15 protein-coding genes are annotated in these 12418 nt (G+C 36.6%); all 15 read left to right on the top strand.

Features of this window, described 5'->3' with window-relative positions; translation table 11 throughout:
* The first annotated feature begins 23 nt into the window (after positions 1–23).
* Entirely contained in the window at positions 24–2021 is a 1998-nt protein-coding gene (locus PRVXT_RS14290; RefSeq protein WP_350343534.1) for a cell division FtsA domain-containing protein, read from the top strand.
* Positions 2011–3399, top strand: a complete 1389-nt coding sequence (locus PRVXT_RS14285) for a sigma-54 interaction domain-containing protein (protein WP_350343533.1) — start codon at positions 2011–2013, stop codon at positions 3397–3399. Before PRVXT_RS14290 ends, PRVXT_RS14285 begins: the two co-directional genes overlap by 11 nt.
* Before the next feature lie 16 nt (positions 3400–3415).
* Complete coding sequence (locus PRVXT_RS14280; RefSeq protein WP_350343532.1) at positions 3416–3814, top strand: hotdog domain-containing protein; 399 nt, start codon at positions 3416–3418, stop codon at positions 3812–3814.
* Entirely contained in the window at positions 3807–4625 is an 819-nt protein-coding gene (locus PRVXT_RS14275; RefSeq protein WP_350343531.1) for a 3-keto-5-aminohexanoate cleavage protein, read from the top strand. The genes PRVXT_RS14280 and PRVXT_RS14275 overlap by 8 nt, the downstream gene beginning before the upstream one ends.
* Positions 4626–4699: 74 nt before the next feature.
* The gene (locus tag PRVXT_RS14270) at positions 4700–4915 is read left to right on the top strand and encodes a hypothetical protein (RefSeq protein WP_350343530.1); all 216 of its coding nucleotides are present in this window, start codon (positions 4700–4702) and stop codon (positions 4913–4915) included.
* A 15-nt stretch (positions 4916–4930) separates the two neighbouring features.
* Positions 4931–5338 carry an ATP synthase subunit I gene (locus PRVXT_RS14265; protein WP_350343529.1) on the top strand — a complete coding sequence of 136 codons (408 nt, stop codon included), beginning with the start codon at positions 4931–4933 and terminating at the stop codon, positions 5336–5338.
* 51 nt (positions 5339–5389) lie between these two features.
* The gene (atpB, locus tag PRVXT_RS14260; protein ID WP_350345174.1) at positions 5390–6067 is read left to right on the top strand and encodes a F0F1 ATP synthase subunit A; all 678 of its coding nucleotides are present in this window, start codon (positions 5390–5392) and stop codon (positions 6065–6067) included.
* Between the two features lie 33 nt (positions 6068–6100).
* The gene (atpE, locus tag PRVXT_RS14255; protein ID WP_350343528.1) at positions 6101–6355 is read left to right on the top strand and encodes an ATP synthase F0 subunit C; all 255 of its coding nucleotides are present in this window, start codon (positions 6101–6103) and stop codon (positions 6353–6355) included.
* Positions 6356–6484: 129 nt separating this feature from the next.
* Complete coding sequence (gene atpF / locus PRVXT_RS14250; RefSeq protein ID WP_350343527.1) at positions 6485–6988, top strand: F0F1 ATP synthase subunit B; 504 nt, start codon at positions 6485–6487, stop codon at positions 6986–6988.
* Complete coding sequence (gene atpH, locus PRVXT_RS14245) at positions 6969–7514, top strand: ATP synthase F1 subunit delta (protein WP_350343526.1); 546 nt, start codon at positions 6969–6971, stop codon at positions 7512–7514. Before atpF ends, atpH begins: the two co-directional genes overlap by 20 nt.
* A gap of 21 nt (positions 7515–7535) precedes the next feature.
* Complete coding sequence (gene atpA / locus PRVXT_RS14240) at positions 7536–9047, top strand: F0F1 ATP synthase subunit alpha (RefSeq protein ID WP_350343525.1); 1512 nt, start codon at positions 7536–7538, stop codon at positions 9045–9047.
* Positions 9048–9073: 26 nt separating this feature from the next.
* A complete protein-coding gene (atpG, locus tag PRVXT_RS14235) occupies positions 9074–9913 on the top strand; it encodes an ATP synthase F1 subunit gamma (RefSeq protein ID WP_350343524.1) in 840 nt (279 codons plus the stop codon).
* A gap of 21 nt (positions 9914–9934) precedes the next feature.
* Positions 9935–11326, top strand: coding sequence for a F0F1 ATP synthase subunit beta (gene atpD / locus PRVXT_RS14230; protein WP_350343523.1), 1392 nt, complete (start codon positions 9935–9937; stop codon positions 11324–11326).
* Positions 11327–11335: 9 nt separating this feature from the next.
* A complete protein-coding gene (locus PRVXT_RS14225; protein WP_350343522.1) occupies positions 11336–11737 on the top strand; it encodes a F0F1 ATP synthase subunit epsilon in 402 nt (133 codons plus the stop codon).
* A 23-nt stretch (positions 11738–11760) separates the two neighbouring features.
* Positions 11761–12327: a YueI family protein gene (locus tag PRVXT_RS14220; RefSeq protein ID WP_350343521.1), complete on the top strand. Its 567-nt coding sequence runs from the start codon at positions 11761–11763 to the stop codon at positions 12325–12327.
* The last annotated feature ends 91 nt before the right edge of the window (positions 12328–12418 follow it).

The raw sequence follows: 12418 nt of genomic DNA, 5'->3' as shown, positions 1-12418 counted from the left end.
ATCAAAATTATAGGGTGATAACCATGGATACTCAATATATATTTGCCTTAGATATAGGTACGAGAACTGTTATTGGGTTAATTTGTAAAAAAGTAGGAGAAGATATACATGTAGTAGCTCACCAAATTGAAGGACACCAAGGACGTGCTATGCGTGATGGTCAGATTCATGATATACCGGCCGTTGCTTTGGCTGTAAAAAAAGTTAAAACAAAGCTGGAAAAAAAACTGGGAGTTAGCTTTAAACAAGCTTCTATTGCTGCTGCTGGTAGGGCTCTTCGTACCGAAAGAGGGCTATCTTTGAAAAAAATTAGCAAAGAAAAATCTCTCAGCAAAGAAGATATTGAGCAATTAAAGTTAGAAGCGGTAAGCAAAAGTAAAGAAAAAGTACAAAAAAAATACCCTGGTGAACAGCTATACTGTGTGGGTTATTCGGTTATAGAGACCCAAATAGATGGTTATCAGATTTCTAAGCTAGAGGGGCAAAAAGGGGCAGAAGTTACTTTAGAGATAATATCTACCTATTTGCCACAGGTTGTTATAGATAGCCTATTTGAAGTGCTTAAGCGAGCAGAAATTTCTATCAAGTCGTTGACATTGGAGCCTATTGCAGCAATGGACATAGCGATTAAAGAAAACCTTAGAATGCTTAACATCGCATTAGTAGATGTAGGAGCAGGAACATCAGATATAGCAATATCTAAAGGTGGTACAGTGGTAGGATTTGGAATGGTACAAAAAGCAGGTGATAAGATAACCGAAGCTCTGGGGGACTACTATTTATTAGATTTTCAACAAAGTGAAAAGATAAAATTGGAATTTGGTAAAAAAGACAAGGTAACTTTTAAAAATGTTTTGGGGATACAAAGTGAAGTCTCTAAAGAAGAGTTTTGCCAGGTAATTAAACCAGCGGTGGAAGAATTAGCCCAATCGGTGGCTGAAGAAATAATAAAACTTAACAGAGCTGCACCTAAAGCAATATTTTGCATAGGTGGAGGTAGTCAAATTCCAATGTTCAAGGAGTTTTTAGCAGAAAAGTTGGGGCTTCCTAAAGAACGGGTAGCAATACGAGATAGACAAAGCTTAGAGGGGGTAAAATTTCCTTCGAGACAATTGACAGGACCTGAAGTAATTACTCCGTTGGGGATTGCCTCTGTAACAGACAAAACTATCGACCCTAATTTCTTTACGGTCAAAGTTAACGATAAAGAGGTCAGTATTTTTAACTCTCAAAAAACTAAAGTTGCTCAGGCGCTATTTAATGCTGGAGTTGATATTAAAGAACTTCTGGGCAGCACAGAGAAAATCACCTATACCCTAAACGGTGAAGTAATCCAAGCTACAGCGAAGCGCAAAATGCCTAGTATGATCAAACTAAATGGACAGATAGGAAGCTTAGATACCCCCATTAAAAGCAAAGACACTATTGAGATTGTCACTGATTATCAGCATACAGGGGTTAAACTTGGTGAGATTATAGCCCCCTATAAAGGGGTTGTTTTGGTTGATTCAAAAAAGATTAACTTAATTAAAAGTGTAAAAATTAATGGAGTTACAGTTTCAGATCTAACTACCCATATTAATAATGGTGATAATATTGAAATAAATAGAATTGATAATATAACTGGTTTAGCTCAACATCTAAACGTGGATTTGGATAAATACGATTTGCTTTATAAAAGCACACCTTTAAAAAGAGAAGAGCAAATAAGTGCAAATATGGAATTGATATCTAAACAAAAAGAATCTTTAAATATATCAGAACATCACATAGAGAAGATAAATATAAAGGAATCACAGCACCAGCCAAAAGGGACTGAGGTTTTGGCAAATGGAAAGAAGCTAACTGTTGTTAAGGACGAACCTAAAGTTGTAGATGTTTTTGATTTGCTTCAAGTGGATATAACTGTACCTAAGGGAACCCTGGTGCTAACTAAAAACAAAGAAACAACTGACTTTAGTGATAGCATAAAACAGGGAGATGAGATAGAAATATATTGGAGTGGCGATAATGAACGCTAACTCACAAAGCATATTAAACAAAGGTTTAAAAGGTGAAAAACCATATAGCGGACTATATGATGAAATAAGTAGTTTGCTAGATTCTATTCAAGATGGTATATATATAACTGATGGTAGTTGCAATACCTTGAAGGTTAACGCGGCTTGGGAAAAAATGTCTAATACTAAGGAGAAAGATGTCTTAGGTAGGCATATGAAGGAATTAGTAGAAGAAGGGGTATGTAACCAGTCGGTTTCTTTATTAGTAGCGAAGCATAAAAGACCTGTAAGCATACTACATCGAATAAAAAGTGGGAAAGAAGTATTGATTACCGGAACTCCTATAATAGGTAAAGGTGAAGAAATTGCAACTATTGTTACCACAGTTAGAGATATGGATGAACTAAATAAATTAAAATCCGAACTAAAAGAAAGCAAGAAAAAAAACGCCCAATTTCAACGACAGCTGGAACTGTTAGATAAAAAAGAAGAAAAAAAAATAATTGGAAAGAGCAGTAAATTAGAAGAATTATTGCTAAAAGCTAGACAAGTAGCATGCTATTCTAGTACGGTGTTAATCACAGGTGAGTCTGGAGTAGGGAAAGAGGTTATCGCTAAATTAATCCACAATAACAGTAATAGAGAAGGAGCATTTATACCCATTAATTGTGGAGCAATACCAGAAAACCTTTTAGAAAGTGAACTTTTTGGGTTTGCAAAGGGAGCTTTTACCGGTGCAGACTCTAATAAAATTGGACTAATTGAAGCTGCTAACGGTGGTACACTTTTATTAGATGAAGTAGCTGATTTGCCTATGCATCTTCAAGTAAAAGTCTTGCGTTTTATTCAAACTAAAATGATTAAACCTGTTGGCAGTTCACAAGAAAAGCAAATAGATGTAAGGATTGTAGCAGCTACAAATAAAGAGTTGGATAAAATGGTAGAGGAAGGTAGCTTTAGGCAAGATCTTTATTATAGACTAAATGTTATACCGATAAAGGTTCCGTCTTTAAGGGAACGACAGGAAGATATTATTCCTTTAGCAGAATTTTTTCTTTCTAGGGTTAAAAGCAAGTTAGGGCCACTAAAGTTAAGTGAAACCGCAAAGGGGGCTTTGCTAGATTATAAATGGCCTGGTAATATTAGAGAACTTGAGAATCTAATGGAAAGAATATCGGTGCTAGCCAAAAGTAAAGTAGTAACAAAGCAGGATTTACAGTTAAGTGAAGGTACTAATAGTAGTAATTCTGGAGAGCTGCAGCAACAACTACAAAATTATGAAAAAGAAATATTAGAAAAAACTTATAACCGGTATAAAACCACAAGAGAGATTGCTAAAGAACTAGGTATTAGTCAAACAAGTGTGGTTAGAAAGTTAAAAAAATATAAATTAACATAAATAGGAGGTTAAAATAATGACAAAGACAATGATTAGAATGCGTATGAATCAATCAGATGCTCACTATGCAGGAGAATTAGTTGATGGAGCAAAGATGTTGGCTCTTTTTGGAGATGTGGCAACTGAACTACTTATAAGGAATGATGGTGATGAAGGTTTATTTGTTGCATACGACTCTGTAGAGTTTAAGGCACCTGTCTATGCTGGTGACTATATAGAAGCTCATGGGGAAATCATAAAAGTAGGCAATACTTCTAGAAAAATGAAATTTACAGCTCAGAAAGTAATTGCGCCTGTAAAAGATGGTAAATATGATTCACAAGCTGAAGTGTTAGCTGAGCCTCAAATAGTTTGTAAAGCTACGGGAACCTGCGTAGTTCCTAAAGATAAGCAAAATAAAAGGGTAGGTGAATAAAGTGAAACCATTAATAATTACTGCAGCACTAGTTGGGGCAGAGACCACTAAAGAGCAAAATCCCAACCTCCCTACAACTCCAAAAGAAATCGGTGAAGATGCTTACAAATGCGTGCAAAGTGGAGCTTCTATTATCCATCTTCATGTTAGGGATAAAGATGGAAAACCGACACAATCTGTAGAAATTTTTGAAGAAACTATTAACGAAATTAAAAAAAGATGCAACCCAATAATACAAATATCCACTGGAGGAGCCGTGGGTACTCCACTAGAAGAAAGAGCAGCTCCATTAAAGTTAAAACCGGAGATGGCTACCCTATCAACGGGCACTGTAAATTTTGGTAAAGAGGTATTTTATAACCCATACAATTATCTAGAAAGTTTCGCCAAAGATATGAAAAAATATAACGTAAAGCCAGAAATAGAAGTTTTCGAGCCTGGCATGATAAATAACGCTATGGTTTTAGTTAAAAAAGGCCTTGTAGAAGAACCACTACACTTTGATTTTGTGTTAGGGGTTCCAGGAGCTATGCCAGCAGGGTTTGACGAATTGATGTTCTTAACCAAAAAGATTCCCGACAATGCAACTTGGACTGTAGCAGGGATCGGTAGACATCAACTTCCGATGGCAAACTTAGCCATTCTTTTAGGAGGCAATGTAAGAGTTGGATTTGAAGACAATATATTCTATAGAAAAGGAGAGCTGGCTAAGTCCAACAGCCAATTAGTTGATAGAATAAAAAGTTTAGCAGGTATTTTAGACCGTCCTGTAGCTACACCAGAACAAGCAAGAGAAATTTTAACCATTTAAACTTCAAAGAGTTTATCTTGTTGGAAAAATATTGTTTTATTGTTGAGTATAATGTATAATGACGGGGTGGAGACGTGAAAAATAACGATATCATACAAGTGCTAAAATACTTCTCCTTGTTAACCTTTGTGGGACTTCAAATATCTATATGTGCTTTGATAGGGTACTATATTGGTTTTTTTCTGCAAAGCTTAACAAACAACTTGATCTTACTTATTATTCCAATAGTTGGTGGAGTCATAGCAGGTTTTTCGTCTGTCTACGTCACAATAATGAAAATTTTAAAGTAGGTAGGAGGTGGCACTATGCTGCCACTGTTAGCAAAGAAAACATTTCAAAAAGTTTCGCTTTCCACCCTAATAGTACTGGCAATACTCGTTATTATATTGGCTTTACAACACCAAATGGATATGGTATACGGAATTTTGCTGGGAGGGTTTATGGCGATAGCAAACTTTGGTATAATGTCTATAAGTGTAACGATACTTCTAGATAAAGAAGGGCCACAAAAGTTTTGGTGGGTAGTACATAGCTTTATACGTTCCATACTAACTATAGGAATTTTAGCGCTGGGATTTACAAACGATGCTATTTCTTTTTTTGCAACAGCAATAGGATTACTTTTAGTTAAATATGTTATATTGTTAGCAGGAATCTACCATAGCTTTAAACAAAAGGTTGCTGATTGGAAAGATGGGAATAGAAAAATTTAAAAAGCAACAAACTATTTATGATGCGAAAGGGGTGAAAGAACGTTGGATCAAATGGATAAATTGCTTGAAGGGCCCCAAACAGTTTTTGAAATTGGAAGACTACAGATTACTGAAACAATAATTTCCATGTGGATTGTCAGCGCCGTAATTATTATAATTGCCGCATATTTTCGCTCAAAGGTATTAAGTGACCAGCCTAGCAGAGCAAAGGATTTTGCTGAATTTGTTGTCGAGTCAATCAATAATATGGTTAAAACAAATATGGGAGAAAATAAAGTGGGTTTTGCTCCCTATATGGGGTTTTTATTGATTTTTATTGGGATTGCAAATATATCAGGGTTGTTTGGACTGTTTCCTCCTACAGCTGATATTAATACTACTGTAACCCTTGCGCTTATGACTTTTGTGCTAATACATTACTATGGTCTTAAAGAAAAAGGTTTTGACCATATTAAGGGTTTAGGAGCTCCAATAATCTTGTTTTTGCCATTAAATGTTATAAGTGAATTATCAAAACCAGTTTCTCTGGCGTTTCGTTTATTTGGTAATGTATTTGCAGGCACAATTATATTAGCTCTTATTTATGGTGCATTAGGCAACTTAGCCATTGGAATACCTGTTATAGGTCATCTATATTTTGATTTATTTGCAGGTTTACTACAATCATTTATATTTGTTATGCTAACAATGGTGTTTATTGCGTTGGCAATGGAATCTGAAGCAGAATAAACTGCAAAGACAACTTGAAAGGAGGGATAGACAATGGAACATTCAGAATTCACGGTAGCAGCTTTCGCAGCTCTTGGTGCAGGTGCCGCAATGATTGCAGGTATTGGTGCAGGTATTGGTCAGGGTTATGCAGCTGGAAAAACTGTTGAAGCTGTTGCTCGTCAGCCAGAAGCAAGGGGCCCTCTAACTGCAACTATGCTTTTAGGTCAGGCAGTAGCTGAGACAACCGGTATTTATGCCTTTGTTGTAGCGTTTATTTTAATTGGCATCGCTCAAGGAGTGATGTAAGAAATTTGGTAAAATACCTTTGGGGAAAAGGTCTCGTGCCATTTTCCCCTTTTGTAAATTTAGAAAACATCTTACAAAAAGATGTTATTATTATATATAGTTTTACCTGATAGAAGGGAGGGCTAACTGGTGTTAGATTTTTTACCAGAAAGTATTCTGTTTATTTTCATCAATGTTATAATTATCTATCTACTTTTAAGATGGCTGTTATTTAAACCAGTTAATAAAGTGTTAGATGATCGTTCCCAACGAATTAAAAGGGATATCGAAACAGCAGAAGCCAAAAGAAAAGATGCTGAGCAAACACAAAAAGAGTTTGAAGAAAAAATGGCTAAGGCCTCGGAAAAAGCCCAATCAATAATAGATGAGGCTGTCAAAAAAGGCCAAGAAAAGCAAGAAGAGTTAATAGAGGAAGGTAAAAAAGAACATAACAAGTTATTAAAAAGAGCAAGACATGAAATTGAGCTTGAAAGAAACAAAGCTATTGCTCAATTAAAGGATGAAATCTCCACCATGTCTATAAACGTAGCGGAAAAAATTGTTAAACATTCCATGAGTACTGAAGAAAGCAACAGATTAGTTTCTGAGGTTATCGAAGGAATGGGGGAAGCTTATGAGCAAGATAATAGCTAAACGTTACTCTAAGGCATTATTTGATTTAGCCCTTGAACATAGCCTTTTGGAGGATATTTATAATGATTGCCGTGGAATAGCTGATTTCTTAAAACAAGAAAAAAGCGTTGTTCGGTTTCTTACAACCCCTAACATTACAAAAGAGAAAAAAAACGAGCTTATAACAGAAAGTTTTCAAGGAAGCATAAATGAGCATACATTAAACTTCATGAAATTGTTGGTCGCTAAAGGAAGAGCTGAGCAGTTAAAGGAATGTTGTTTATTATATATCAAAAACTTTGAAGACTATAAGGGCTTGGTTAAGGTAAAAGTTCAATCGGCTCAAAAGTTAAATAAAGGACAGCTGGATAACACTAAAGAAAGGATTTCCTCTATTACAGGAAAAGAAGTTATGTTATCCACAGAAGTAAAAGAAGAATTAATTGGTGGCATGATAATAAAGATAGGTAACAAAATTATAGATGGCAGTGTAAAAAGCCGTCTTAAGCTCCTTGAACAATCGTTAGTTAACGCACAAATTAAGTAACTGTAAATGAGGTGAGTAAATATGAATACAAACTTAAGACCGGATGAAATAAGCTCGGTTATTAAAAAACAAATTGAGCAATTTCAGGGGCGAATTGAAGTAGTTGACACCGGTACTGTTATTCATGTAGGTGATGGGATAGCTAGAATACATGGTCTAGATCAGGTGATGGCTGGTGAATTGTTGTTATTTCCCGGTGATGTCTATGGTATGGCACAAAATCTTGAAGAAGATAACGTAGGAGCTATAATCCTAGGGCCTTTTAATGCAATCAAAGAAGGAGATGTTGTTAAAAGGACTAACCGCATAGTGGAAGTACCTGTTGGAGATGAAATGGTTGGTAGAGTTGTAAATCCTTTAGGTCAAGCATTAGATGGCAAAGGGCCAGTTTCTGCAGAAAATCACAGGCCTGTTGAAAGAAAAGCGCCGGGTGTTATGGCTAGAAAAAGTGTACACGAACCGTTACAAACAGGTCTAAAAGCCATTGATTCGATGGTGCCTATAGGCAGAGGACAAAGAGAGCTTATCATTGGTGATAGAGGGACGGGAAAGACAGCAGTAGCTGTTGATACCATTCTAAATCAGAAAGACACAGATGTAATATGTGTTTATGTAGCAGTTGGCCAAAAAAACTCCACTGTAGCTGGGGTTATAAACAGGCTAGAAGACGCTGGAGCCATGGACTATACTGTGGTAGTAAGTGCAACTGCTTCTGATCCAGCTCCGCTTTTATACTTAGCTCCATATGCCGGTACAGCAATTGCGGAAGAACTTATGCATAAAGGAAAGCATGTATTGGTTGTATATGATGATTTGACAAAGCATGCAGCAGCTTATAGAGAACTTTCCTTACTGTTAAGAAGACCGCCAGGTAGAGAGGCCTACCCTGGGGATGTTTTCTATCTTCACTCAAGGTTATTAGAAAGAGCAGCTAAATTAAATGATGAAGAAGGTGCTGGTTCGATAACAGCATTGCCAATAATAGAAACTCAGGCCGGTGATGTATCTGCTTACATACCTACCAATGTAATTTCTATAACCGATGGGCAGATTTTCTTGGAGGGTGACCTATTTCACTCAGGTGTAAGGCCAGCAATAAATGTAGGATTATCTGTATCAAGGGTTGGTGGTAGTGCGCAGATTAAGGCCATGAAACAGGTAGCAGGAACTCTGAGGTTAGACTTAGCTCAATATAAAGAGTTGGCAGCTTTTGCTCAATTCGGCTCTGATTTGGATAAAGCGACACAACAAAAGTTATCTAGAGGAGAACGCCTAACTGAGATTTTGAAGCAAGGTCAATATCAACCAATGTCTGTAATTGACCAAGTACTGATCATATATGCTGGTGTAAACGGGCATCTTGATGACTTAAAGACGGAGCAAATTAAAGAGTTTGAAGAAGAATTTATAAAATTCATGAACCAAAGTTACGACGGCCTTTTAAATGGGATTATAGAAGAAGGCAAGATAACTGATTCTCATGAAGTTCAATTAAAAGAAGCTATTGAAAAGTTTAAAAAAACTTTTAAGTAATAAGCAACCGGTAAAGAGGTGATGCTATGCAAGGAATCCGGGATATAAAAAGAAGAATAAAGACTGTCAAAAATACTCAGCAGATTACTAAAGCTATGGAGATGGTTGCCGCCTCAAAGCTTAGGAAAGCCCAGTCTTTAGCCTATGCTACTCGACCCTATGAAAAGAGCTTAAAAGAACTAGCAGGCAGGGTGTTAACAGCTGGAGGAGACGTGCAGCATAAATTATTACAACCATCTCAAGAAGGTAAACCTGGATACATATTAATAACTGCCGATAGAGGCCTTTGTGGAGGATATAACACCAATGTAATTAAAAAGGCTCTAACTATAGATAAAGATAATTGCTACATGATAGCGGTAGGCAAAAAGGGAAAAGAGGCGCTAAAAAGGCAAGATTATAATATTGTGGCGGAGTTTACTGATATCGGAGATTTACCAAGCTATAATCAAGCTCGCAGTATTTTTGAAACGGCCAGTCAACTTTTGGAGCAGGGAGTATTTAGCGAACTTAACATTATTTATACTGAGTTTATAAATGCTATGCAACAGAATGTTGTTCTTGATAAATTAATTCCTGTAGAAAATAATGAAAATGACGGTAAAGATAACGTGTATCTATATGAACCTAGTGCTCAACAAGTGCTGGATACTTTGATACCAAAGTATTTAACAGGTAGAATTTACCGAAGCCTTGTTGAATCTAAAGCATCGGAGCATGGTGCGAGAATGACAGCCATGGGTTCTGCAACAGATAATGCTTCTGACATGATCCATGAGTTAACCCTGTCCTTTAACAAAGCTAGACAGGCTTCGATAACTCAAGAGTTGATTGAAATAGTTAGTGGTGCACAAGCTTTAGATTAGTTGTTGAAAGGAGGATGTACATTGAATAAAGGAAAAGTTACACAGGTAATAGGACCTGTAGTTGATATAAGTTTTGAAGGTGGGCAGATGCCTAACATATATAATGCCATAGAAATTCCTAGAGAAAATGATGAAAAATTGGTTGTAGAAACAATGCATCACTTAGGAGATAACACAGTTAGGTGTGTAGCTATGGATGGTACAGAGGGTCTAGTTAGGGGTAGTGAAGCTATTGATACAGGGGCTCCTATCTCTGTTCCTGTAGGAGATAAGACTCTGGGGAGACTGTTCAACGTATTGGGAGACACCATCGATGGTATAGGTGAAGTTTCAAAAGATGTAGAACGCCATCCCATTCATAAAGAGCCTCCCTCTTTAGAAGACCAGGAAACTAGTACCGCTATACTAGAAACAGGGATAAAAGTTATCGACCTACTAGCTCCATATGCTAGAGGTGGGAAAGTAGGTCTTTTTGGTGGTGCTGGAGTTGGAAAAACAGTATTGATTATGGAGTTAATTCGAAATATCGCAACGGAGCATGGAGGATACTCTGTTTTCACTGGTGTAGGTGAAAGAACAAGAGAGGGTAACGATTTGTACTATGAGATGAAAGATTCTGGGGTTATTGATAAAACAGCTCTGGTATTTGGGCAGATGAATGAACCCCCTGGTGCTAGACAAAGAGTGGCTTTAACTGGTCTAGCTATGGCTGAATACTTTAGAGACCAACAAGGGCAAGATGTTTTGTTGTTTATCGATAATATATTTAGGTTTACCCAAGCAGGTATGGAGGTGTCTGCCTTGTTAGGTAGGATGCCATCAGCGGTTGGATATCAACCGACGTTACAATCAGAAATGGGACAGCTTCAAGAGCGAATTACGTCTACTAAAAAAGGTTCTATAACCTCAATTCAAGCGATATATGTGCCAGCAGATGATTACACTGACCCAGCTCCTGCTACAACTTTTGCCCACTTGGATGCTACGACAAACTTATCAAGAAAAATAACTGAAATGGGTATATATCCAGCTGTGGACCCTTTGGACTCTACATCTAGAATTTTAGATCCTATGGTAGTTGGTAGTGAACATTACGAAGTAGCTAGAGGGGTGCAAGAAGTTTTACAAAGGTATAAAGAGCTACAAGATATAATTGCTATTTTAGGGATGGAAGAACTTTCTGAAGAAGATAAGTTAACTGTTAGCCGTGCTAGAAAGATACAGAGATTTTTATCTCAGCCTTTTTTTGTTGCAGAACAATTTACTGGCACGCCTGGGGTTTATGTTCCTATTAAAGAAACAATACGTGGTTTTAAAGAGATATTAGACGGTAAACATGATGAAATACCTGAATCTGCTTTCTATATGGTTGGAACTATAGAGGAAGCAATTAAAAATGCTGAGGATGAGTAGGTGAGTCCTATGAATTTTCTTTTTGAATTGGTTACGCCAGAAAAAAAGGTTTATTCAGATGAAGTAGATATGATTATAGCTAAGGCAATTGACGGCGATATAGGTATTATGGCAAACCACACGCCCATTGTAACTCCCTTAGCTATTGATCAGCTATGTATAAAAAAGGATGGAAAGAAAGAATATATTGCCATTGGTGGTGGGATTTTAGAGGTTAGCAAAGAAAAAACTATGGTTTTAGTAGAGACTGCAGAAACCCCAGAAGAAATTAATATACAGCGGGCTAAAGAAGCTAAGGAAAGAGCAGAAGAACGTTTAAAAAACCCAGATAGAGATACAGATGTCAAAAAAGCTGAAGTGGCTTTGAAAAGAGCTTTAAATCGTATAGAAGTGGTTGAAAAGGATAAATAGAATTTTTGGGGGTGCTTTGCTAGTTGGATCAGAAAGAAAAAATTAAAAGGATTACTTCTAAAGATCCCTTAGAGCAAGCATTGTTAAAAGGGCATGGAGTAAATGATATAAAGGCTGATGAAAAAAAAATTTATCTAGGTCAGTTTAGGGAAAGAGTGCTTATAGCGCTAACAATAAATCAGGTTCATCAGCCGGGAACTTATCCTGAAGTTACCGACTCAATAAAACATTCAAGGGCAAGAAAGTTAATTTTAAATCGTCAAGTTAACCTAGATAGAGCTGCCGATTACATTAATTTAGCCAGGGATAAGAACTTGGATTTTACAACAGTTAGTACTAAAAAGAATGATACAGATATAGGCTTAATAGTTGCTGCAGATGACGCTGTAGAAGAAGAACATATTTTTGTAAAAGATCTTTCTGAAAGGTTTGTAGAAGTTGGGTTAGATCCAAAACTTATAAACTTAATCGGGGAAAAGATATGTAGAAGCTGTTATAAGGATATCGAGGCAAAAGCTCCTGAACTTTTACATCTTTTCAAAGAGGTCACATTTTTAGATAAAATAACTGGTGTGCAAAAATGCTGTTAAAAGAGGGCTGTCAAATGACAGCCCCTTTTTTAAACTCTCATGTATAACTAAGTAGGATTAAGGCAACAATTAAAGTTATACAGGGGGTGTA

Origin of the sequence: Proteinivorax tanatarense (assembly GCF_040267685.1) — a bacterium.
In the GTDB taxonomy this organism is placed as follows: Bacteria; Bacillota; Proteinivoracia; order Proteinivoracales; family Proteinivoracaceae; genus Proteinivorax; species Proteinivorax tanatarense.
This window is presented reverse-complemented; position numbering and strand designations above follow the sequence as displayed.

Bases quoted from the DNA above. Each gene is read 5' to 3' on its own strand.
- PRVXT_RS14290 (WP_350343534.1), top strand. From the start codon at position 24: ATGGATACTCAATATATATTTGCCTTAGATATAGGTACGAGAACTGTT.
- PRVXT_RS14285 (WP_350343533.1), top strand. From the start codon at position 2,011: ATGAACGCTAACTCACAAAGCATATTAAACAAAGGTTTAAAAGGTGAA.
- PRVXT_RS14280 (WP_350343532.1), top strand. From the start codon at position 3,416: ATGACAAAGACAATGATTAGAATGCGTATGAATCAATCAGATGCTCAC.
- PRVXT_RS14265 (WP_350343529.1), top strand. From the start codon at position 4,931: ATGCTGCCACTGTTAGCAAAGAAAACATTTCAAAAAGTTTCGCTTTCC.
- atpB (WP_350345174.1), top strand. From the start codon at position 5,390: ATGGATAAATTGCTTGAAGGGCCCCAAACAGTTTTTGAAATTGGAAGA.
- atpE (WP_350343528.1), top strand. From the start codon at position 6,101: ATGGAACATTCAGAATTCACGGTAGCAGCTTTCGCAGCTCTTGGTGCA.
- atpH (WP_350343526.1), top strand. From the start codon at position 6,969: ATGAGCAAGATAATAGCTAAACGTTACTCTAAGGCATTATTTGATTTA.
- atpA (WP_350343525.1), top strand. From the start codon at position 7,536: ATGAATACAAACTTAAGACCGGATGAAATAAGCTCGGTTATTAAAAAA.
- atpG (WP_350343524.1), top strand. From the start codon at position 9,074: ATGCAAGGAATCCGGGATATAAAAAGAAGAATAAAGACTGTCAAAAAT.
- PRVXT_RS14225 (WP_350343522.1), top strand. From the start codon at position 11,336: ATGAATTTTCTTTTTGAATTGGTTACGCCAGAAAAAAAGGTTTATTCA.